The organism is Parabacteroides sp. PM6-13 (assembly GCF_029892605.1).
Taxonomy (GTDB): Bacteria; Bacteroidota; Bacteroidia; order Bacteroidales; family Tannerellaceae; genus QVMG01.
Genome location: NZ_JARXWF010000002.1, coordinates 360,319 through 383,545, shown reverse-complemented (window position 1 = coordinate 383,545; position 23,227 = coordinate 360,319). Strand labels below are relative to the sequence as shown.

Annotated in this window: 19 protein-coding genes and 1 tRNA gene; 6 read left to right on the top strand and 14 right to left on the bottom strand. The window is 49.3% G+C overall.

The window, feature by feature from the left end; translation table 11 throughout:
* Positions 1-48: 48 nt before the first annotated feature.
* The 4 genes from M2134_RS03580 to M2134_RS03565 are packed head-to-tail and all read right to left on the bottom strand — an operon-like array spanning position 49 to position 6,332.
* The gene (locus tag M2134_RS03580) at positions 49-2,160 is read right to left on the bottom strand and encodes a hypothetical protein (protein ID WP_280751907.1); all 2,112 of its coding nucleotides are present in this window, start codon (positions 2,158-2,160) and stop codon (positions 49-51) included.
* Between the two features lie 48 nt (positions 2,161-2,208).
* Positions 2,209-3,591 carry a putative oxidoreductase C-terminal domain-containing protein gene (locus M2134_RS03575; protein ID WP_280751908.1) on the bottom strand — a complete coding sequence of 461 codons (1,383 nt, stop codon included), beginning with the start codon at positions 3,589-3,591 and terminating at the stop codon, positions 2,209-2,211.
* Between the two features lie 27 nt (positions 3,592-3,618).
* On the bottom strand, positions 3,619-4,923 hold the full coding sequence (locus tag M2134_RS03570; protein ID WP_280751909.1) for a PmoA family protein: 1,305 nt from the start codon (positions 4,921-4,923) through the stop codon (positions 3,619-3,621).
* Between the two features lie 17 nt (positions 4,924-4,940).
* The gene (locus M2134_RS03565; protein WP_280751910.1) at positions 4,941-6,332 is read right to left on the bottom strand and encodes a Gfo/Idh/MocA family oxidoreductase; all 1,392 of its coding nucleotides are present in this window, start codon (positions 6,330-6,332) and stop codon (positions 4,941-4,943) included.
* A gap of 433 nt (positions 6,333-6,765) precedes the next feature.
* Between M2134_RS03565 and M2134_RS03560 the strand changes: the two genes are divergently transcribed.
* Both M2134_RS03560 and M2134_RS03555 read left to right on the top strand, forming a co-directional pair.
* Complete coding sequence (locus M2134_RS03560; RefSeq protein ID WP_280751911.1) at positions 6,766-7,899, top strand: hypothetical protein; 1,134 nt, start codon at positions 6,766-6,768, stop codon at positions 7,897-7,899.
* Positions 7,900-7,904: 5 nt separating this feature from the next.
* Complete coding sequence (locus M2134_RS03555) at positions 7,905-9,041, top strand: hypothetical protein (RefSeq protein WP_280751912.1); 1,137 nt, start codon at positions 7,905-7,907, stop codon at positions 9,039-9,041.
* Positions 9,042-9,055: 14 nt separating this feature from the next.
* On the opposite strand, the gene M2134_RS03550 is transcribed toward M2134_RS03555, so the two are convergent.
* The 3 genes from M2134_RS03550 to rpsO all read right to left on the bottom strand — a co-directional run bounded on the left by M2134_RS03550 (position 9,056) and on the right by rpsO (position 11,757).
* Positions 9,056-10,714 carry an AMP-binding protein gene (locus M2134_RS03550; protein ID WP_280751913.1) on the bottom strand — a complete coding sequence of 553 codons (1,659 nt, stop codon included), beginning with the start codon at positions 10,712-10,714 and terminating at the stop codon, positions 9,056-9,058.
* A 12-nt stretch (positions 10,715-10,726) separates the two neighbouring features.
* Positions 10,727-11,311: an XRE family transcriptional regulator gene (locus tag M2134_RS03545; protein WP_280751914.1), complete on the bottom strand. Its 585-nt coding sequence runs from the start codon at positions 11,309-11,311 to the stop codon at positions 10,727-10,729.
* A 176-nt stretch (positions 11,312-11,487) separates the two neighbouring features.
* Complete coding sequence (gene rpsO, locus M2134_RS03540; protein WP_280751915.1) at positions 11,488-11,757, bottom strand: 30S ribosomal protein S15; 270 nt, start codon at positions 11,755-11,757, stop codon at positions 11,488-11,490.
* 628 nt (positions 11,758-12,385) lie between these two features.
* Here rpsO and M2134_RS03535 point away from each other — a divergent pair.
* From M2134_RS03535 to M2134_RS03520, 4 genes are all read left to right on the top strand, one after another.
* Positions 12,386-13,216 carry an outer membrane beta-barrel protein gene (locus M2134_RS03535; protein WP_280751916.1) on the top strand — a complete coding sequence of 277 codons (831 nt, stop codon included), beginning with the start codon at positions 12,386-12,388 and terminating at the stop codon, positions 13,214-13,216.
* A gap of 127 nt (positions 13,217-13,343) precedes the next feature.
* Positions 13,344-14,165 carry a FecR domain-containing protein gene (locus tag M2134_RS03530; RefSeq protein ID WP_280751917.1) on the top strand — a complete coding sequence of 274 codons (822 nt, stop codon included), beginning with the start codon at positions 13,344-13,346 and terminating at the stop codon, positions 14,163-14,165.
* A gap of 12 nt (positions 14,166-14,177) precedes the next feature.
* Positions 14,178-16,907 (top strand): TonB-dependent receptor, encoded by a 2,730-nt coding sequence (locus M2134_RS03525; RefSeq protein WP_280751918.1) that lies wholly within the window; start codon positions 14,178-14,180, stop codon positions 16,905-16,907.
* 3 nt (positions 16,908-16,910) lie between these two features.
* Positions 16,911-17,951 carry a DUF4249 domain-containing protein gene (locus M2134_RS03520; protein ID WP_280751919.1) on the top strand — a complete coding sequence of 347 codons (1,041 nt, stop codon included), beginning with the start codon at positions 16,911-16,913 and terminating at the stop codon, positions 17,949-17,951.
* A 184-nt stretch (positions 17,952-18,135) separates the two neighbouring features.
* Here M2134_RS03520 and M2134_RS03515 read toward each other — a convergent pair whose 3' ends face one another.
* The 7 genes from M2134_RS03515 to M2134_RS03485 all read right to left on the bottom strand — a co-directional run bounded on the left by M2134_RS03515 (position 18,136) and on the right by M2134_RS03485 (position 23,226).
* Positions 18,136-19,344: an NAD(P)-dependent oxidoreductase gene (locus tag M2134_RS03515; protein WP_280751920.1), complete on the bottom strand. Its 1,209-nt coding sequence runs from the start codon at positions 19,342-19,344 to the stop codon at positions 18,136-18,138.
* A gap of 8 nt (positions 19,345-19,352) precedes the next feature.
* Positions 19,353-19,877, bottom strand: coding sequence for a shikimate kinase (locus M2134_RS03510; protein ID WP_280751921.1), 525 nt, complete (start codon positions 19,875-19,877; stop codon positions 19,353-19,355).
* A gap of 381 nt (positions 19,878-20,258) precedes the next feature.
* Complete coding sequence (locus M2134_RS03505) at positions 20,259-20,555, bottom strand: nucleotidyltransferase family protein (RefSeq protein WP_280751922.1); 297 nt, start codon at positions 20,553-20,555, stop codon at positions 20,259-20,261.
* A gap of 158 nt (positions 20,556-20,713) precedes the next feature.
* A tRNA-Thr gene (locus tag M2134_RS03500) sits at positions 20,714-20,786 on the bottom strand.
* A gap of 35 nt (positions 20,787-20,821) precedes the next feature.
* The gene (locus tag M2134_RS03495; RefSeq protein ID WP_280751923.1) at positions 20,822-21,283 is read right to left on the bottom strand and encodes a hypothetical protein; all 462 of its coding nucleotides are present in this window, start codon (positions 21,281-21,283) and stop codon (positions 20,822-20,824) included.
* A 57-nt stretch (positions 21,284-21,340) separates the two neighbouring features.
* The gene (locus M2134_RS03490) at positions 21,341-22,390 is read right to left on the bottom strand and encodes a DUF6340 family protein (RefSeq protein WP_280751924.1); all 1,050 of its coding nucleotides are present in this window, start codon (positions 22,388-22,390) and stop codon (positions 21,341-21,343) included.
* Entirely contained in the window at positions 22,375-23,226 is an 852-nt protein-coding gene (locus M2134_RS03485; protein WP_280751925.1) for a sugar phosphate isomerase/epimerase family protein, read from the bottom strand. Before M2134_RS03485 ends, M2134_RS03490 begins: the two co-directional genes overlap by 16 nt.
* Between the last annotated feature and the right edge of the window lies 1 nt (position 23,227).

Genomic DNA, 23,227 nt, shown 5'->3' with positions numbered 1-23,227 from the left:
CATGAGACTCCCGGGGTTTTTATGGTTTTATACCGTTAGGTTGGCTGTTTATTGGGCAACAAGCGTAACGTGGTATGTTTTCAATACGCCGTTGTAGTTGAACTGAACAACAGCTGTTCCGTAAGGTGAGTCAGCTTGGGTAACGACCACTTTAACTGATGGATCGCTTGCGGTGGCGGTCACCATAACGCGTCTTCTGGGTGAAGGAGCACCGGTAGTTGCCGGAACCTTATGGAACGCTTCATACAATTCGTAACCCGTAATACCGTTCACATTGGTTGAGCGAACCGGCACAGCAGGCAATTCGATAGCCTGTCCGTTCACCGAAATAGTTACCGTAGGAGGAACTGGACGAACGATTGGTTTATCTACCGAGCTAAATCCAAGACCCATCAGGTCGAACAGTTCGTCAGAGCCACCTTCAGCCACCAGATAGATTGCATGTTTGCCATCCAATTTGTCTACAAAATTAGCCACATCGATCGTGAATTGGGTTGGTTCCTGTGCTGCATTGGCCGGAACTACGATCTCACCAATCTTTTTACCTTTCCAGGGCGCGTTCTTCCAAGGACCGTCCATCCAAACGTTTACCTTGAAGGTCTCGTTTGTTTTCGGGGTAAGGAAAAGGTTGAACGCGGTATGATTGCCCGGCTTGGTGCCTTCAAAAGGTTTCAATCCCTTCTGGGCTTTGTCTAATCCGCCGAAACCGAAATACTTATACCCGATGATCGTACCATTCTTTACCTTCGTAATAGGCATGTGGTTATCCCATACATCCCAGGAATCCTGCTGGATACCGATGTCCGACAGGTAACAGGCGTATCCGGCGGAGTAATATTGATAAGGATCCAATCCATAGAGGTGGAAACCTTCCGAGGTCACTTCGGCTCCGGTGTATTCGTTGCCTTTTTTGTCTTTCGCAGTCCATTTGCCATCTTTTGCATACGGGTCGTAAGCACGGATCGTTACCTTACCACCTTCTGCTACCGGTTTCTCGTCCCATTCGATGGTGACGGGCGCAACCATCGGCTGACGGGCGTTACCGAATCCTCTCGGCGGACGGTGATAGAAAGCATACCATTGGTCGTTGATCAACTCGATACTACCATGTGTGTTATGACCGGCATTGGTGGTCTCCAACGCAGAGCCATCCTTATTCACCACCGGTGCGCGGGAGTCAACCAATACACCACCACTTTTCCAGGGACCCAGCGGGGTATCACCATAGGCATAACGCAACGCTGAGTTGGTGCTGCTCAAGCCATAATCAGGACCTGAGTATCCGCTGTAGATCGTTACATATTTATTGCCAACCTTACGGATGGAAGAGGCTTCGAAGAAGTTGAAACGTCCAAGATCTTCTCCCGGATAGATATGCGGATAGGTGGTTCCTTCCGGATCACGAATTTCGCCATAACGAGTACTGGAGGGCATGAAATAGGGGATAATCTGGGTGCCGGGACGAACGGAATACATCGTATTCTGATCGAGCTGAGCCGCCAATGAACGTTGGAAGCCCCAGAAACCGTACGCTCTGAAGCCGATCTTATAATCGGGATCGTTCGGGTCGGTCACATATTCAATGTAGATAGAGGGGTCGAAGCCTAAGATACTTCCTTCAACCACGCCCGATCCGTCTTCTGTCATATTGATCGGTGTGAAAGGCCCATCCGGGCGGCTGCCTTTAGCCACCATCGGTTCACGGCCACGGCCGCGGCTGTGCGGGTAGAGATAATACTCTTTGGTACCGTCTTTACGTCTTACTTCAACCAGGTCGGGAGCGTACATCACATCCCATTGTCCTTCGATCGGATAGGTAAAGATAGGACCATCGTCGCGCCAGCTCGACAAGTCCTCAACAGGTGCCGACCAGGCCCGGATGTCCGGTCCGCAATAGCTACCGAAACGCACATCGTGTGATCCGATAATATAAGCGCGGTATTTGCCCGGATTGTCGGGATCTTCAAAAACGCGAGGTTCGCCATCAGGCACATGTTCCCACAAAGGCAGGTAGGGGTTCCCCGCTCCGTGGTGCACAAATTTCTTACTCTTTGGCCGATTGTCCTGGCCTTCTCCTTTCGATTCTGCTATGGAAAACAGAAAAAAGGCAGCAAATAATAGTAGTATTTGCCGTTTCTTGCATGCAAAATGGGTATTCATACTGGTTTTTACTATAAAAAAATTAATATCGCCGCCTAAATTACTAATCTATTTTGATTTGGCAATACGCAAGGCTTCTGTTGTTACATAATATTTGGCAATCATATTGGGTACTTCCCAATCCGGTAGTTTCCCATCGATCAGATATTGCAGATAACGCTCGGTTACTTCGCCGAAATGAGCTTCATGCCCAACGGCGTAGGAGTCAGGGATATTCACCTTCCATCCGCCTTCTGATTCTTCCACGGAAATACCGGGATAGGTAGCCAACAGGCTATTGATTGCCTTGTCCAGGTCGGCTTTCAGATTATTGTTATTATCATTTGCCGCTTCCACATAGAGCGTCGGTTTATAGTCCTGCTCGGCTCCCTGGCGGATGATCAGGTTGGCTTTCGTGCCACGCATGATAGAAAAATGAGTATCTCCGGTGCCGGGAGGCGCCTCGAAGTTCCAGATCACGGAGATCTTGGCATACAATCCTTTCAGTTTGTAGAGGATATCGCCATTGGAGTAGACATGCAACACGCCGTCTTTTACATCTTTCTGCAGGTAAGCGGGGTAGCTGTCCATCTGTGTCACCTGTTTGAACTGCGCCGGATCGACCGTTGTCGCCCATCGGTTCGCGTCGAGCATCTCCACATCTTTCGTATAGTCGATGATCTCTTCCGGGAAACAACCCCATTGGATGAGGTCGACCAGATGAGTGGTCACGTCCACAATGCCGTCGCCCTCCTGCTCCACATCGAAGAACCAGGCCGGACGAAGCAGATGCGCTCCGGATACGAGTTTCGAGAAATGGTGTACACTCTCTTTCACCACAGCCGGATTTTCCGGAGTCCCCGGCACAAACTCCCCGAACAGGGCGGGAATATGCGCCAATTCACGCTGCAATATGGAGGTGATCTCGTAGCGCTCCGTCATGATATCATAGAGCAACAGGTCGTTTTTCTCCGCCGTTTCGAAGCACGACTTCAACAGTTGGAAGTTTTCCGGATTGATAGCCATCGGTTTATCGGCCAATACATGAATGCCATGATCCAGCGCCTGCCTGATATATTCGGTCTTTTTCCGGTTGTTTCCGGCCACCACCATCACATTGCCTTTCTTCTCCGCGATCATCCGTTGCAGATAATCATCGCCTATATAGACAATCTCGTTCCAGGCGGTCGGCTCGTCCGCACGGGTATTGTACCCCCTGATCTTCTCCAGGTGCTGAACCACCTCGTCGCCCTTAGGCGCATACACATAGACCTCTTTGTTTACCTGCGGATAGGATGTCTTCTGAACCAGGGCGGCATGAAAATGGCCGGGAGCCAGGGTAAGGAGCTTCACCTCACCCGGAGCCCCGGTAAATGCGCCTGATTCCTCTTTTTTCTGGTTACATGACAACATAAGCGCCATGGTCATTAGAAACATAAGCGTCTTCTTCATTGATCTCTTTTTTCGTATTGATCTTGTTTATTTGATGGTTACCTTCACCGGTTTAGCAAAATCCTGCCAGATGGCTTCGGCCTTTTCCGGTGTGATGCTGCCGTCGAACATAAACATCCGGTAGCGCAAGCGGTAGCTCTCGCCTGCCTTCAGTTCCCAATCGACATTCTTGGTCGGGGCGAAGTTGATGAACGCATCCCCGCGTCCGCCATTGGCATTCTGATCCCATATGCGCAACGGCTCAGGGAAGTTCTGGTTCTCCGGATAGCCCATAAAGAGAATGCCCGAAGGGCCTTTGGGGCTCATGCCGGTGACATAGATCCAGCGGGCATTCGTGCCGTCGATCTCCGGGCGGCTTTTGCCTTCGGAGGTCATCATCACCACGTTCTCGTTGGTCCAGTCGGCCGTAGCGCGCCAGCCAAAACCGGCATAACGGTAGGCTTTCAATAAGACCGGCAGCTCGGTAGCCGGAATCAGATCGGACACAAAGTCCCAGAGATAACCCGGCTGTCCGCTGTTCCACACGCGCATATCGATGAATTCATCCATGATGTTGATCCTCTTTTTCGGGGTGATCTTCACGATCGACTCGATGGTATTGACCACCTGTTCCTTTTGTGGCTGGAAGATCAGGTGTTGATGTCCTACGACGATATCGGCAAACAGGTCACCGGTGCGGGTGGTATACAATGAATCAAAAAGTACAGTCCCTTTTTTGTCGCCAATATTCCATAAATCATAAATCGTCCCGTCGTACTCTACCATGGTCCACGGATTCCATATCCCGTAATGGTGCATATGGTCTGCCGCGTTGATATTTGTCAGAACATTTCCTGCCGGCGACCAGGCCGGATGGATATAGCCGTTGCGGCTGAAGACCGGATCGGCTCCGTGGGGCAATCGCGCCATCGCCACATTGTATTGCAACACCTTCTGCCCGTTCTGGGTCAGGATAAGGTTGCGCATGCGGTCACGCGTGATATTCATCACCAGATTCTTTTCGGCTTGTGCATTCTGTGTTTCAATGATGTATTCGCGGGTTTCGTTTGCCGCCAGAGCACCGTCGATACGCCAATAGAGCGTCGTGCCATCTATATCGCATTGTTCCAACTGGCTCAGGCAAACCGATTTGTCGGCTGCATTTACGACAACGATCTCTTTGCCCGCCGGCACTTCATACCCCGACAGATCCAGCGATGCAATGGTATTGTTGCGTTCAACACCTGCGGCATTTACCGTTACCCGCATCTTTTTCAGCGGTTTGGCCCAGCTACCTGGCAGGCATGTGCCTACACAGAGGGCAATCAATAACACTTTTGTTATATGTTTCATACTGTTAACCTATTACATTAAATTTGATAAGGAGCACGTTGTGGACGGGAGATCATCGCATTGGCTTCGTCGTCGTTCCGGAAGCGTTCGTTGCGCGGATCCCAATAGAGTTTACGTTTTAGGTGCATGGCCACCTGTTGCAACAGACAAGCCGAGCAGGAGCGGTGTGCCACCTCCGCCGGAGCGATGGTCGGTTTGCGCGTACGCATACAATCGATCCAGTTGCGTGTGTGATTTTCCGATTCATACAGATGCACATCGTCGTCGGTCAGTTCGCGCAGGATCTTCGGATCGGAAGCGCTTAACGGCCCTTTTTCCAATCCGCCTGAATCCACCTTGATCGGATCGCTGTCGGTCACCCTTTCGCCACCGCGCGAGGTGAATATCCAACCCTCTTCCCCGATAAACAGGATGCCGTTCGGTTTGGTCGGACCCTCTTCCATGCCTTTCACCACCACGCCATTGGCATAGAGCATCTGCGACTGATACGGCCCGTGTACATTCCAAAGCCCCGATCCTTCGGCCGGGAATACTGTACTCGCTTCGATCTCTATCGGACCGGAATATTCCATATCCATCGCCCAATGAGCAATATCAAAGTGGTGTGATCCCCATCCGGTGATCATACCGGCACCGAACTGCTCACAACGAAGCCATCCCGGACGCGAGAATACCGGTTTGCCATTGACGGCCTGCGGATGCACGCGGTCGATCGTATAAGGCACATAAGGTGTAGAGCCCAACCAGGCATCGTAATTGAAATAATCAGGGATAGGCATCGGTGTCGGATCGCCGCCCGGAGGATCGCCCGGTAGACGCACCTCAACGGTTTTCAGTTTCCCGATCCGCCCGCTACGCACCAGTTCGCAGGCACGGCGGAAGTGTTGGTTGGAACGCTGCTGACTGCCAATCTGGAAGATCCGTCCGGTCGCATTCATCGCGTTGCTCATCTGGCGTCCTTCCCATATCGTGAGCGAAGCGGGTTTTTCCAGATACATATCTTTTCCGGCATAAGCCGCGTCGATGGCCAGGCGAGCATGCTGGTGGTCGGGCGTAGCAATCAGTACCCCATCGATCTCTTTATCCAGAAGAAGTTCCTGGTAGTCTTCAAACATTTTCACCCCCTTATGCGGGGTCTGCAAGAATCGTTCAGTGGTCGTTTCCGTAAACTCTTTGGCATCTGCCATGCGGATCCTGTCCAGGTCGCAAACAGCTGTGATACGCACATCTGCCATCCGCATAAGCCCCATCATATCACCACGTCCCTGACGTCCTACACCGATCACACCGATATTGATGCGATTGGAAGGCGCATTGGGGCCAAAGACCGACGCTTTCACAATCGTGGGAGCCGTAAACGCCCCTGCGGTCAATAAAACACTTCGTTTTAAGAATTCTCGTTTGTTCATGATATTTTACTTAAAGTTTGAATTTGAAGGTCTTTTCATATATCTTACAAATATATAGAAACCATTTACTATTTCCATAGGGATCGCCTGTATTCTTGTGGGATAATCACAATAAAAAAACCCTGCTTTAGGGTAGAAGCAGGGTTTTCCGTAGTATATAAAAATGAGGGGGTTGTGTTCTTGAAAAAACAGTCCGGTATTTCACAAGAAAATCATTCCCGGTACTGATGCAAAGATAGGTCTCTCGAAGGTCGGGGTATATCCAAATCGTAAAAAGATTAACTCCAAATCGTGATAAATGATCTTTCAAAGCGTAAAAAGATATGAATTTGTTATATTTACCACAAATTTGAACAGCTTGGACCTTTCGACATTCATAGTAGTTACCAGTATATGGCTGGTTGTGATATGCTCTCTTGCCTGCGCAATCTATATGTTGCTGTTGCTTACGGAACGCTACAGCCCGTATGAACGCAGGATGCAAAAGGGAGCGTTGGTCTATTTCCTATTTTTTACCGGTATTTGCCTTTCCCGGCTATTTTACAAATGGTATCCGGAGCTGTTTGTTTATTTCGCACCCTTGCTCTATCTCTGTCATACCGGTTCGGGCGTTGCGTTCTATTATATTTGTTTCGCTTTTACCTCCCCCCGAAACGAAAAGCGCTTTCCGCTTATCCATTATCTATTGCCACCACTCATACCAGTTATTTTGGGCGTATGGATGCTATTCGTACCGTTCGATGTGCCGTTAGGTATCGTGAAAGGTTTTCGCGCGCTTAACCCGGAATGGCCCATTTTCTCGCGGGTGTTTGCCTCTTTTATTCCGGCACAGGTCCTGTTCATCGGTGTCTATCTCTTCTTATCCATGAAAAAGCTTCGTCACTACCGGAAATCATTGCCGGAAAAGAAATGGAAAGAGATCCATTACAGGCTTCGATCGATATACGCGATTATCGCCATTCTCTTTGTCGGATGGTTACATCCGCTATTGGTACTGTTTACCTCCATCGAGAATGCCTTTTTCGCTTATGGGGCGATCGTGCCGATAGCCCTCTCCATTCCTTTCGTTGAAATTGTCCTGGTAAACAATCTCCAACGCCACAATTACCCGCGGATTGAGATTATACCGGCTCCCAAGCCCAAGAGCCCTCCTTCAGAGAAGGTCTCCGAACCGGCTCCGATGGAGCCGGTTGCTACATCTCTTTTGACCAATAATACCAGCCTCAACCTATTGTCACGCAAGGACTTCGACAACTACTTCCGGCAGGAGAAGCCTTACCTGAATACCGAACTGCGACTCACCACCCTGGCAGATCAGCTGGGGGTTGGCCGCGAAGAGCTCTCGAAATTCATTAACCGTACATACGGGATGAATTTCAATAGTTTTGTGGGGCGCTGGCGGTTTCGTGAGATGGAGAGACTCCGCAAATTAGCCAAAAATAAAGAGGCAACAATCAAATCCCTGCTGCCACAAGCCGGATTTGCCAATTACAACAGCTATATGCGGGCACGACAGGAGGCGGAACGAAAAAAGAACGAGAAAGAGAAACCACCCCATCAAGACTAAACGATATGCAAACAGTAATAGTAGAAGATCTTATCACCATGCTGACGCCGATGTTCTCAGGCATCGTGTGTATCGTGTTGATCTTATTGGATTCACCCGTCTGGATCCGCCTGAAAGGCTCCGGGATAAGATGCACGCTTCTGACCTATTATCTATTGATTGTGTTCAACTGGGGGGTGATGATTACGTATGCCTTCTATCCGAACCGGTTCACCGATCTCTCCGCCTGGGTGGCTTTTACCATGTTGCTGGTACCGGTTACTCTCTATCGCTTTATTTTCATACTTACGCGTGCCAATAGCGCGGAACGCTTTTCCTGGCTTCATTACGTTCTTCCGACGGTCGTATTGGGCATCAATCTGGCTTGGCTGTTCCTGGCACCGGAGGGCGCTGCCGGACGAGTGTCGATCGAGAATATGCATACCACGCCCGGTTATGAAGGATTCTATCTGTTGGCATCCCTTCTGTTGGTGTTTCGATTATGCTTCGGCATCGGTTATACCCTCTTGGGCATACGGCGTTATCGATCCTACCGCCGGTTGATCATCAACTATTCTTCCGACCTCTACCTGAGTTCGCTTTATTGGTTGCGCCTGTTTCTCATATTGTCGGTCTGTTTTGTGATCATTCCTTTGCTTATCATGGCTGCACCGCTAAAAGACCTGTTGGGAACCTATCAGTTAGTTTTAGTGGCCCTTATCTTGTTTGTACAACACATTATACTATGTTTCAATGTGATACGAGGAAACTACATATTCATCACCGACCAACAAAACCTGCACGACGAGGCAATTCGGGCAGCCGAGAAAGAACAACAGTTGAAACAAGAGACCTTCTCCCGGTATATTGAGCAACAGAAACCCTACCTCGATCCCCATCTCACCATCGTAGATATGGCAGACGCGCTCTGTACCAACCGTACTTATCTGTCGGCATTTATCAACAACACCTACAAAATGAACTTCTCACAATTTGTCAATGAGTGCCGTCTGTATGAGCTCGACCGGATCATCGCCAACCCGCGCTGCCTTGAAAAGACCAATATCGAGAAGATCACCGCCGCCGGTTTCGGTAGCTACCAGTCCTACCACCGTGCCCACCGCATGCACGAAGAACGCAAGCGATTGAAAGTATCCGATTGAAACGGCGTGAGGGATCAGATCACCTCAACGCCCTTCTCTTTCAGGATCTGTAAACCGATATCTTTTAATTTGAATTTCTGAATCTTACCGCTGCCAGTCAGGGGGAATCCTTCGATGAAGAAGATGTATTTCGGTATCTTATGACGAGCGATCTTGCCACGGCAGAAGTCTTTGACCTCCTCTTCCGTCAGCGCCGCCCCCTCTTTCAGGATGATAAAGGCACCCACCTCTTCACCATATTTCTCGGAAGGAATACCGGCTACCTGAATATCCTGTACACCGTCCAGGTGATACAAGAACTCTTCGATCTCGCGGGGATAGATGTTTTCTCCCCCACGGATAATCATATCCTTGATACGTCCGGTGATGCGGAAATAGCCCTCTTCGTCTTTGACACCCAGGTCGCCGGAATGCAACCAGCCCTCTTTGTCGATGGCCTCAGCCGTAGCGCCCGGATTTTTGTAGTAGCCCTTCATCACCAGGTAGCCCCGGCAACACACTTCGCCCTGCACACCTGTCGGACATTCTTCGCCTGTCTCGGGATCGAATATCTTCACCTCCGTAAACGGATACTCTTTACCGACCGTCGTACAGCGGGTTTCAAACGAATCTTCCACCACCGAATGGGTCATGCCCGGCGAGGTCTCCGTCAGTCCATAGACACTGGTGATATGGGTAATATGCATTTTCTCCGTCACCGCGCGCATCAGCTCGATCGGACAAAGCGAGCCTGCCATAATGCCGGTGCGCAACGAGGTCAGATCGAACATATCGAACATCGGATGATTTAATTCGGCAATAAACATAGTCGGTACCCCATACAGCGCCGTACACCGCTCTTTGTGCACAGAGGCCAATACGGTAAGCGGATCGAACTTCTCGACCATCACCTGCGTAGCGCCGTGGGTCAACACATTCATGGAGGCGAGCGTAATGCCGAAACAGTGGAAAAGCGGCACACAACAGCAGAGCTTATCCTCAGCCGTGAAGTGCATGCCTTCGCCGGTAAAGAAGCCATTGTTGGCAATATTATGATGTGTCAACATCACCCCTTTCGGAAAACCGGTCGTCCCCGAGGTGTATTGCATATTCACGACATCGTAACAGGATACTTTCGCTTTGGCCTCTTCCAGGGTTTCGTCACTGATATTTTGTCCGAGCAACAGGATCTCAGGCGTATTATACATCCCACGATATTTCTCCTGCCCGATATAAACCACATTTTTCATCCGAGGGAAACGCTCGCTTTTCAGGTATCCGCGTTGCGATTCCTTCAATTCCGGAAGCATTTCATAGGTCATATCGACATAATTACCATCGAAAACTCCTTCCGTAATACATAAGGTATGGATATCGGCATTCTCAACCAGATATTCCACTTCGCTCTGTTTGTAATTGGTATTCACCGTCACCAACACAGCGCCTATCTTGGCACCGGCATAGACAAAGGTAAGCCAGTCGGGCACATTGGTAGCCCAGATGCCGACATGCGTGCCATGGGTCACCCCGATAGCCATCAGCCCTTTCGCCATATCGTCCACACGCTGATTGAACTGACGCCAGGTAAAGCGCAGATTCCTGTCGGAATAGACCAGATATTCCTTATCCGGCGTAACGGTTGCCCAATATTCCAGCCAATCGCCTAATGTTCTTTCTTGTAATTGATACTCCATGATGCCGACCGATTAATAAGGTGTATAGACTACACCCAGGATACGGGCGGTTTCGTTTGTCGCGGCATGCACGTGGTGGGCAATGATCGAATCGTAATAGATGCTATCGCCTGCCTCCAGGATATAGGTGTTTTTTCCGTAATTGATCTCGATAATGCCGTCGAGCACATAGATAAACTCCTCCCCTTCATGCGTGGAAAGGATGAAATCGACCCCCTCTTCCCGCGGTTCGACCTCGATCAGGAACGGTTCCATGTGGCGTCCCGACTTATCTTGCGACAGAGAATGATAGACCATATGCTTGCGTCCATCGGACTCATCGTTGGTGAAATTGATGCTGTTATGCTCGGTTGTTTCCTTTTTGCGGCTGACCACCGGACCCAGTTCGGCCTGATCGTCCAGAAAGGTACCCAGGCGAACCCCCAGTACGCGGGCAATCTTGATGAGTGGAGCGAGTGAGGGGAAATCCACATTCCCTTCAATCCGTTCGATTTGCTCTTTGTTTAAGCCGGAGCGCTCGGCTACTTCCTCTATACTCAGTTGTTTCGATTCACGGAGGCTCTTGATCTTCTCACCAATAATCTTATTATTCCCCATACTGATAAATTCCTCTTTTTTTTCTTATTTGACTTACAATTTGTTACAAAACCGTGCAAAATTACATTAATAATTCATATTTCAAGGGCTTTGTCGAGGAAAATCCGGGAAATAAACAAAAAAAGAGGCCATCCGCGCGGGATAGCCTCTCGTTCTCCTTATATCGTAAGGTGATTTTACTTTCTCAGTCCAAGTTCTTTTACGATAGCACGGTAACGTGTGATGTCTACCTTGATTAGATAATCCAACAGACGACGACGTTTACCTACCAACATTTTCAGGGAGCGAGCCGTGTTGTAATCTTTGCGATTTTTCTTCAGATGCTCAGTCAAATGAGCGATACGGAAAGAGAACAACGCGATTTGGCTTTCAGGAGAACCTGTGTCTACAGCTCCTTTGCCATACTTTTCAAATAATTCTTGTTTTTTTGCTGAATCTAAATACATGATTCTTCGATACTTTAATAAATTAATACTATGTTATTTAAGCGGCTGCAAATATAGGGATTAATTTTATACTGGCAATGTTTTTTTGTTTTTTTCTGCTCTCCCGGTTGGTAAGAGAATATATAAGGAAGCGAAATCGGAACGAAAAAGGAGTCTCTCTGCCAAAATGCCAAAATACAAAGTGTAAGCAAAATGGCCATTTTGCTTTACAATATGATACGTTAAAAAGTGTTACTCGCGGGACTAATTTTAAATACCCCTACGTTTTCGGAAAAAAAGTCGGTCGATTTTGACAATTTGTAAATCGCTTAGCGAAGCGTAAAGCAAAATGATAATTCGTCTTGAACCAGGAAACAACGTTCGCTTCCGAAGGGAGCAATACGCTGATTTTGGGATTTTCCGGATGTGATTGGCTTGATTAAAAAGATTGCACTGATGGATGCGGATATTCAAGTGGGAGAAAGGAGAAGGGAGAAGGGAGAAAGGAATTGGAGAGAGGGTGCGCAAACGCCGCTTGGCGGCTTTTGCCCCCAATCCAGCAAAAATATTTTTTTCGCTCCCCCCAATAGGGGTTTTTCCTCTTTCCCTTGTCTTAGGGGTAAATGTGAAATTCATAAAGATGAAAAAGATGAAAAAAGTATTGTTGTTTGTGTGGTTGATGGCCGGTTTTATGTCGGTGGAAGCCCAGAAGTTGTATGTGATGCCCGAGGTGGGAATGAGTGCGGTAAAGCACGAGTATAATCCGTATAAGGGATATAGTGGTGACTGGCGAAACCGTACCGCTTACGGCGATGATAGTTGGCGGGCGGCGCCTCGCGTGGGTGTGGGCGTGATGTTTCATCCGAAATCCGAGACGTTCGCCATTCAGTCGGGGGTCTATTATACCTCTCAGAGTCGCTCCTCACGTATGTTCTTCTGCAATTATGCCTATCGTGAAGACTATGAAACGGGCGAAAAGACCATAGTAGGTGAAAAAAGCTTTATTGTCGACGATAGCAACTCCACCCGGCATCTGTTGCAGGTGCCTTTGATGGCACGCTTTGCATGGCGCGTGACCGACGAGGTGAATATGTTTGCCGCTGTGGGAGGTTCTGTCGGGTTCGAGATAGGCAGCAGCGGCTCTCTCAAAGGAACACGTCTGGGATTCAGCGACGATGAGGTGCCGTATAATATGAGTTATGGGAGCTATGGAGACGGCTCTACCACAGACCCCTGGCTCTATCCCTACGATGTGTATGGCAATTATTACGGCATGGGCAATACGGTGAATCCTTACTCCAAAAGTCATATCCGGAAAATAACCTGGGGATTGTCCGCGCAAGTAGGGATTGAATACCATAAGATGGTGGTTACCGCTGGCTATGATCTGGACTTTGGGAAAGAATCTACCTATGACAGTTTCGGACTCCACTATCAGACACTGGCTATTTCTGTTGGGTATAAGTTTCGGTTGAAATAGAAAAAGAGAAGGATGAAAGGTATTACTATCAAAATTTCTCCTCCTTTGCTAAGGAGGAGAAATTTTGATACTATTTTTATGATAGTGAAACCTTCACTTCTTACATTTAAAAACAACTAATAAAAAAATGAACGATCAAGATAAAAAAATACGCTTTGTTACCCGGCGTTACCGGGAGAAGTCGCTTGATGCGGAGGCGGCCTGGGGGCGGTTCAGCCGTGAACAGGGCATACGCCGTGTGGCGCTGATGCGCAAGTATTGGGTGGGCGCTGCGGCGGTGTTACTGTTGTTGATAGGCATTGGCGGGCGTTACTGGATGGAACGGACCGGAGAGGAATGGGTGGCGATTGCCGCAGGTGTGGATGAGGTGAAGCAGGTGTGGCTGCCCGACAGTTCGATGGTGACTTTGGCGGCCAACAGTGAGATCCGTTACGACCGCAAACAATATGGAAAGGAGAGGCGCCAGGTGATGATGACCGGCAAGGCCTTCTATGAAGTGCAGCCCGATGGGGAGCGCCCTTTCTCCGTCCATACCAGCCGGACGACAACTACCGTACTCGGTACCTCCTTCCAGTTGGAAGAGAAGGAGGCTGCCACCGATCTCTATGTCAACACCGGGCGGGTTGCTTTCGAAGCCGACCGGGAGAAAGAGATCCTGACGGCAGGCATGAAGGCGACCTATCATGACGGTGAAGGCATCCGGCGGGAGGAAGAACCGGCCTCGCCTAACCAATTGGCCTGGAAGACACGCGAACTGCGCTTCCGTCAAACGCCGATGGAGGAGGTAGTACGGGATATCAACGAGGCCTATCAGGCTTCTATTGTCTTGCCGGACGAGGCGGCGCAGCTGAAGCTGACTGCCTATTTCGATCATCAGCCTTTGCCTGAAGTGATAGCCATTATAAATGAAACATTGGAAATCAATCTGACTATAAACCCTCTACCATAACAAAACGTAACGATGAAGTCTATTTATCTACTGATATTCGGGATATTCTTATGTCCCGCCTTCTCTCTTTTTGCGCAGGAGTCGGCCGACTCGCTGCAAACCGTCACGCTCGACCTGCACCAGAAACCGCTGGAGGAGATCCTCGCGGAGTTGGAAAAGCAAACAGGGCTTTATTTCTCGTACGAGGCAAGCCTTTTGAATGGCCTGCCGCGAGTGAATATAAAGGCAGAAAACGAATCGATCGATGTCTGCCTGAATCGCCTGTTGAGCCCGCTTTCGCTGATGTGGCAACAGCGTGGGAAGAGCATTATCCTGAAGAAGCGTCCCCGCCAGGTGGTGGTCAGCGGCTTTGTGCGCGACAAGGGTTCTTCCGAATCACTGATCGGCGCCTCCGTCTACCAGACAACGAGCCGGAAAGGAGCGGCTACCAATAGTTACGGTTTTTTCAGTCTCTCGCTCGAGCCGGGGGATATCCGTTTGCAGGTGTCCTACATTGGCTACAAGCCCCGGGTGATTGAATTCCCCTTTATGGAACGTGATACCCTGTTGACCATCGAACTGGAGGGCAGCGCGATGTTGGAAGAGGTGGTGGTAGTCGCCTCCGACCTCGACCGGCAACCGGTGATGACTACTCAGATGGGGAAGTTGGAGATCAACCAGCAAACTATACAGGCCACGCCGACGATGTTCGGCGAATCGGACATTATCAAGACCATCCAGCTCACCCCCGGCGTAGCAGCCGGAACAGAAGGCTTTGCCGGTATGTATGTGCGCGGCGGGAACCTGGACGAAAACCTTTTCCTGATCGACGGCAATCCGGTCTATCAGGTCAGCCACGTAGGGGGGATCTTCTCTGCTTTTAATACAGAGGCCATCCGGGGGATGGATTTTTTTAAAGCGGGCTTCCCGGCGCGTTATGGTGGGAGGCTCTCCTCGGTGGTCGATGTGCATACAAAAGAGGGGAATATGCGGGAGTATAAAGGAAGCGCTTCGCTGGGATTAATCTCGGCGAATCTCTCGCTGGAAGGCCCGATTATCAAAGACAAAACCTCGTTTATGGTGGCTATGCGGCATACCTGGCTGGATGCGATCACCGTTCCTGCCGTGGCAATTGTGAATAAGATGGAGAAAAAGAACGGCACCAAGATGAGTGGACGTTATGCGTTCTATGATATCAACATGAAACTGAACCATATATTCAACGACCGTAGCCGTATGTTTTTCAGCTTGTATCACGGGAAAGACGTGATGAAGGCCAGCCCGAAGGAGTTCAATAGCGAGCGAGAACAGGATGATCCTCCCTACCTGTTGGAGAACAAGGCATCGCTGACCTGGGGTAACCTGATGGCGACACTGGGTTGGACCTATGTGTTCAACAACAAACTGTTCGGACGTGTCTCCGGGGTGTTTACCCAATATAAGTCGACTCTGCGAAGTAGCAATGAATATACCTACAATACGCCCGATGCCGACGATTATGAATACACCTACAACGAGACCTCGAGCCGGAACGGGATTACCGATTTCGGATTTCGTTCCTCCTTCGACTACCTACCGGCGGCGGAGCATCATATTCGTTTCGGGGTAGATTATCTGGCACATCGCTTTCGTCCCGAATACAATCGCTACCGAGCGGAGAACAACCTTGGGCAGGAATCGGAGCAGATCAATACCACCTTTACCGACGATCTATTAGTGTCGCATGAGGCTTCAGCCTTTGTGGAAGACGACTGGACATTGTCCTCCCGCATCAAACTGAACGGTGGCTTGCGTGCCAGCGCTTTTGCTGTGCAAAATAAAACCTATTTCTCGCTCGAACCCCGCTTCTCAGCACGCTGGCTGATGCGTCAGGATCTGAGTATGAAAGCCTCATACGCCCGCATGAATCAGTTTGTGCATCTGTTGAGTGGTAGCTATATCAACCTGCCGACCGACTCGTGGATGCCGGTCACCAGCCATTTCAAGCCGCTGGTAAGCGATCAGGTTTCGCTGGGGCTCTACTATAATCTGAAGAACAATTATGACTTTTCGATCGAAGGGTATTATAAAAACCTGAACAATCTGTTGGACTACCGCGACGGCTATTCCTTCCTGCCTACCTTCTCGACCTGGGAAGAGAAGGTGACCGCGGGCAAAGGACGCGCCTATGGCGTCGAGTTTATGGCACGCAAGCAAACGGGAAAAACAACCGGATGGGTTGGATATACCCTTTCCTGGGCCGACCGGAAGTTTGAGGAGATAGACGGAGGCAAACGCTTCCCCAGCAAATACGACAACCGACATAAGATCAATATCGTCGTGATGCATAAATTGTCTAAGAAGGTGGATCTGTCGGCTGCCTGGACCTATTCTTCGGGCAACCGGCAGACGTTGTCATTGAATTCTTACGAAGTGGCGGAAGGATGGATGCCCGGTGAGTCGGATTCCGACACGAAGGTGCTCGACGCCTACACCGGAAGAAACAATTTCCAGTTACCTGCCTATCATCGGCTCGACCTGGGTATCAACGTCTATCGTCCCAAGAAGAGCGGAAACCTGGGTATTTGGAACATCAGCATCTATAATGTGTATAACCGCATGAACCCCTTTATGGTCTATAAGGCGCATAAGACTGTCAGGGAATGGCTTCCGCCCGGCCAGGATCCCAATGGACTGGGGGCTCATTATAAATCGGTGCCTGTATTCAAAAAGGTAGGTATTATTCCTATTATTCCAAGTATTTCTTACACTTATAAATTCTGACAAATGAAACAATATAGTATACTTCCATTGATTATTTGCCTGTATCTGTGTTTATCGGGTTGTTATTCGGATATCGACCTGGAAGACCTGCGTACACCACCTCAACTGGTATTGAACAGTATCGTCGTGGCGGGTGAACCTGTCAAGGCATTTGTGTCGCAGAGTTGGTTTCATACCGATGAGGATCAGCCCCGCGATTCCCTCTGGCAGGCGGAGGTCGAGCTCCATGTGAACGGACAACTGAAAGAGAAGATGCAGTGGCAACCAAGCGACGGAGAGAGCATCCGGCGGGGTTACTTTGGTGCCGGTTACAAACCCGCGTCAGGCGACTGGATAAAGATCACTGCCCGGGCAGAAGGATTTGAAGGGATCTCGGCCGAGTCGGTTGTGCCACGGGCTATTCCGGTCGATGCCTTCCGCATGACGCCCCTGGCTGTCGACGAAGAAGATACCTGGCGGGTAGGAGTGCCCTACCGTTTGTCGGTTACCTTTACCGATCCCGGCGGAGAAGATGATTTTTATTACATCCGGTTTATGGCCTACCATCCGGTGTGGGATCCCCATAGAAAGGAATACACCGATGAATACCGCTGGAAGGCGTTGTCGATCAACTATGACGACGAGCCTCTTTTTGCAAACGACCTGAGCGTGCTCGATAAACTGTTCGACTACGGCTACCTTAGTTCAAGGCAGGGTCGGGTGTTCAGCGACGAACTTTTCAACGGGAAAAGTTATACGATGCATGTGAAAACCGATCGCGTTTATAGTGCGTACAGTGATTATGGCGGGGATGGTCCCTGGTTTAACGACATCTTCCCCGAGACACCTCCGAAGGTCTATTTCTACGCTTTCCTGTACACCTTCTCTCGCGAGTATTATCATTATATGAAAGGATTGGTGGCCCTATCGGACGGCTCGTTTCAAAACGAATTGATCAACGCAGGCATATCCGAACCTATCCCCCTGTTCTGCAATGTCGAGAACGGGCTGGGCATCCTCGGCGCCTGTAGCCCGGATAGTGCCAGGGTGTTGCTGGAGGAGTAGTTTTGCCTAAACCTCTTTACGGAGCTGGCCTAAACATGATTTAAACACAGAGGCACGAAGAACTATTTGAAAGAAGGAGGTCACGGAGGGAGAAAGCGCAATAGCGCTTCTCTGTGTTCTCTGTATTCTGCCTTTTCCGTGTCTTTGTGTTATGTATTCATTATGTATGTTCCAGCCTTGGGTATTAAAACGCCGCCAGGTAGATATCGATATTGTTAGAAGGCAGGCCGAAGAAAGAGGATATGTAGTCGTTGACCGGCTTGCCTGTGTACATATAGACGCCCTGTTTGAACCCCTGATTGGCTTTGATCATGTTTTGCACGCTACCCATATCGCCCATATCGCGCAAGAGCGGTACGAAGATATTGCTTAATGCCATCGAGGTGGTGCGGGCGACATTGTTGCTGATGTTGGGCTTGCAATAATGGAGTACGCCGTATTGTTCGTATATCTGCGGCATCTGCGACGAAAGGTTGCAGGTGGTTTCGAAGCATCCGCCCTGGTTGATACGCAGGTCGATCACGAGGGCGCCCCGCTTCATGGTCTGGATCAGCTCTTCGGCTATAACGTACCGGTGAGAGGCATTGATATAGCGCATGGCACCGATCACCACATCCGCCGTACTGAAAGCATTCTGTAACACATTCGGATGGAAGGTGGAGGTGAAGAGTCCCTGTCCCAACGTCTTCTGGATTGCCCGCAATTTGTTGATATCATCGTCGAACACCTTCACGCTGGCACCCAGCGCCAGGGCTGCCCGTGCGGCAACGGTTCCGGCATTACCGGCACCAACGATCACGATTTCGGTGGGCGATACCCCCGGGATGCCTCCCAACAGAATGCCTTTTCCGCCTTGTGTGTTGCTCAATAGTTCGGCTGCAATGGTGATTGAGGCGGTGCCTTCGATCTCTGAAATGACATTTAATACCGGTAGGTGCCCCATATAGTCGCTGATCAGTTCCAGCCCGATAGCGGTAATGCGTTTAGTCATCATCAACAGAAAAGCCTCCGGGGCGAACATATGTTTGGGAGTCATGGAAAAAAGAGTGGTGCGCGGTCGCATCAGCGTGACCTCTTCGAGCGTAGGCGGCAGTATTTTCAACAGGATATCGGCCTGATAGACCTCCTGAGGCGTCGCCACAATCTCTGCTCCGGCTTCCGCGTAATGGTTGTCGCCGTAGTTGATGCCCAGGCCGGCTCCGGTCTCCACCATCACTCGATGGCCACAATCGGTCAACATATCGACAGCTTCGGGCGTAAGAACGACCCGGCGTTCTTCCTTCTCCCGCTCGCGGGGAATACCTATCAGGAGTTTATTTGCGCTTCTGGTCAGCTCTTTCAATAGTTCCTGTGGGCTGTACGCTCCTTGTGTTTTGTCATGTGTTGCTCCCATATCAATCGTTATATCAGTAGTTTCTTCAATTGACCGGCAATGGACTTCACGTCCTGCTCGGTCAGCATCACCTCAGCATCGAACAGCATCGTTGCCTGCGTGTAATAGGGTTCCCGCGTCGCCAGGCTTTCCCGGATAAATTGGATCAACTCTTCGCCAGTGCGTCCTTGCAAAACGGGGCGTGTCTGTTTGGCTACCGTCAGGCGGCTGGCCAGTTCTTCGACCGATACTTTCAGGTAGACCGTCGTCCCCATCTCGTTCATAAAGGTTATATTATCCGAAAAACAAGGCGCCCCTCCTCCGGTGGAGATAATCACATCTTCGAACATAGCCACTTCGTGCAACATCCTCCGCTCAATGTCCCGGAAACAGGCTTCTCCTTTCTCCTGAAAGATCTGCTTGACCGTGCGATGATAGCGTGCCTCGATATGACTGTCCAGGTCAATAAAGGAGAGACCGCTCGTCCTCGCCAGCTCTTTTCCGACAGTCGTCTTCCCCGCTCCCATATATCCGATCAAAAAGATACGTTTCATTTAGTCTCTTCAGTAGTTTATACAAATGTAAGAATTGTTTTTTGAAAGGCGGAGAGATGGATACAAAACATCGAAAAAGAAGCAAGGATCACCCCCGCAAGGTCATGAAGCGCCGTATAAATAGCAAGCCATAGATTACACGGATTACACGGATTTAGAAGTTTGGATTGGCAAGAATTATAACAATAGGAATGCTGAAAGGGTAAAATGGCCGAAGGCCACAGTGGGCCAGAAAGGCCGAGTTCCGGAGGAACGATGATTTAGCCCACGGGTAAGCAGCCTGAGCTGCGCCACCCTGGGTATCGTAACCGTATAATAACCGAGTTCTGAAGGAACGATAGAGATAAGGCGTTGAATATGTGAGGGAAGTGATCTTGGCCTTTAAGCCCCTCTCTCATAGATCAGGATTTTATTCCGTTCGACAGAGTCTTTGGCAAAGTCTTTGATCTGCCCCTCTTCTACCAAATCAATCTTTCTTTGAAGAAGTTTTTCCAGTTCATCCACCATCCCCGCATACTTGAATAGTGTTATGTTAGCATGGCTATCGAATCGCACCAGTATGTCAATATCGCTATCACCTGTTTCTTCATCACGTGAATACGAACCAAACACCCATGCCTTTTCAACAGGCTGATGCGTGAAGAAGGAATTCAGTTTATTAACGATACTTTGATTCATAATGCTCTCTTCTTAAAAGTAATAACAAAAATAATATTTTTTCTTCGCAAATCCAAGTTGGTACAAAACATGCACACACACAAGGAATCGTGCTCTACCCAAGATAAAAACGAACAAAAAAGGCAGCCACTTTGAAAGTAACTGCCTGATATTATGTGAGCCGAAAGCCGGACTCGAACCGGCGACCTATTCATTACGAATGAATTGCTCTACCAACTGAGCTATTTCGGCCATTGTTTTATTTTACGGGTGCAAAAGTAATTGTTCTAATCGAGATCAGAAAGCAGATCATCTAAAAATTTGTCTAAATCTGCATCCAAATCTTTTAATAGGGGGTCGTCCAGGCGGAAAAGATCGTCGTCCAGGAAGAGAAGCTCTTCTACGACGGTGAAATATTCATTGGTTAAGCTAACGGAGACCGGTTTGATAAACGGTGACTCTTCGAAGACCCCTTTGGTCGACAATACGGTGAGGACCGCCTTAAGCGTCGCGATCACGCGCTTGTGGAAAGCGTCGATATCGTTGCCTTTGTTGATCCAGTCGAAGATAACCACCTTATCCAACAAGGCTTCATTCTCATCATAGATCTGCAACTCTCCATTTTCAGGGTCTGCCTGAACATATAGATCGCTCACAAAACTTCCGTTTCCATCCCTTTTCAGGTTCTCGATAGCGGAAATAAACGTTGTCTCAATAATTGCCTGGACTTTGGTGGTGTTTGTATTCATTTTTTTGTCTTCCGAATAATTGGATTCAAAGTTACGAATTTATTGTCGAATCAAATCTTATTTTTCACCAAATTGGACATTCAGCTTCGCATTGGCCGTGATTCGTTCCGATAAAGCCTGCTTATAGGCCTTCAACAGCTCCGTTTCATGCGCCTCTTCTCCTTTATGGGCTACAAACAGATCATACGCAAGAACCGACCACTCGTGTGCTTTTTGGAACTCTCCTTTCATTTCTTCATAAAAGGCCATGTTGGAGGCTGCTTTCGCTTTTGCTTTGCCACTGCTTTTCTGGTAGATAATCGTCCAAAGAGCAGCTGCCTGTTCCCAGTTTTGTGTATTGGCGTAAGCCGTTGCCTCCTTCCAGCGCGAGCCGTTTCCCTTAAAATACCAACGGGGTTCTTCCTGCCAGTAGGGCACGAAAAGAGGGGAGGAGTTCTGTCCAATCACACTTCCGGCAAGCGACAGCATATCATCGGGCGAAGGCATGATCTCATTTAGCTGTTTTAAGTCATCGGCCATCTCAAAAACAGTCAGGCTATCGCTCACCATCGCCGTCGTCAGCGAAGCGCTTCGGCTGGGGATGTAAACGCGTAGGACACCGGAGGCATTTACTTTCGCCTCGCCGGCCACAAAACCCTCCACATAGCCGATCACATTCTTTTTCATCTGAAACAATAAGCGATCAAACGAGATCACCGCGTCGGTGCCTGTCTCGGCGCATAATCGGCGGACTTGGCTTTGGCTGAGTTTCTCGTCGGCGAGATAGAGATCATCGGTGCGGGTAGGGGAGTTGTATAACAAGACATCTTCGAAATAATTCGCTTCCACGATGGCATTGCCCAACGATTTGCAGGCATAATATAAAGCACTATCGGCCAAGGCCCGGCAGGTGTCTTGCTCCACGCCATAGATCTTCAATTCATAACCCACGTCCGGTGTTTGCGCCACGGCGTTGTTGACAACAAGAATCTTCTTCACCTGTTCCGGGAAGGTGATTGTTGCCGGGTTATAGGTCTCTATATGGAGGTAAGTAATGCTGCTGCATGCCGACAACAACAGACTAACAACAGCCAGAAGGGCTGTCAGCTTTATTATACTATATCGCATACTGCTTTAAAATAACCGATCGATTCAGCGATTCCCAGGAATGGATCTTTCATGTCTTTCTCATATTCCAGGCTACACATGCCTTGGTAGTTCACCTCCCGCAATGCCTTCACGAAGGCCGGGAAATCGATCTTGCCGCGTCCTAACTCAATGCCTCTACCGGCTTTTGTCGAATCGGTCACATCCTTGATATGCACGTCGAACACACGGGTGTGGTATTTTTTCAGATCGGCCACCGGGTCTTTGCCATTGCGCAGATCGTGCCCTATATCCAGGCACATTCCGATTCTGGGGTCGAGATCTTTGGTGTTTTCCCACACATCATCGGCGTCCGGATACAAAGGCATATCAGGGCCATGCAGATGAATGGCATAGGAGAAGTCATATTCTTTTACCTTTTTATCAACATAGGGCAATAGATCGTAATTGGGGACACCCACAATCAGCTTTACACCTACCCGTTTGGCGTATTCAAACGCCCGGTCGATCTCCGCTTCGCTGCGCATATAGATCGGTCCCACGGCATAGCCTACCACGTTTTGGGCAGCGCAGGTCTCATGAAAAGCCTTGATCTGCTCCTCGTTGCTATCCAAGGGCAAATGGAAATCTTTTATACAAAGATAGTGCATGTCCAGTCGACGCATGGTTTTAAGCGTCGTATCCAGGTCGAAATTAACAAAGGTATAACCCGCCATGCCCAAATGAAAAGGGTTGGCAGATTTTGCTGTTTTCGGTTGAGCCAACGGCGCCGCTTGTGCATGAAGGATTGGAGAAGCACCCATCAAGAGCGTTCCCGCCAAACTTTGCTTTAAGAATTTGCGTCTTGAGTTTTTCATA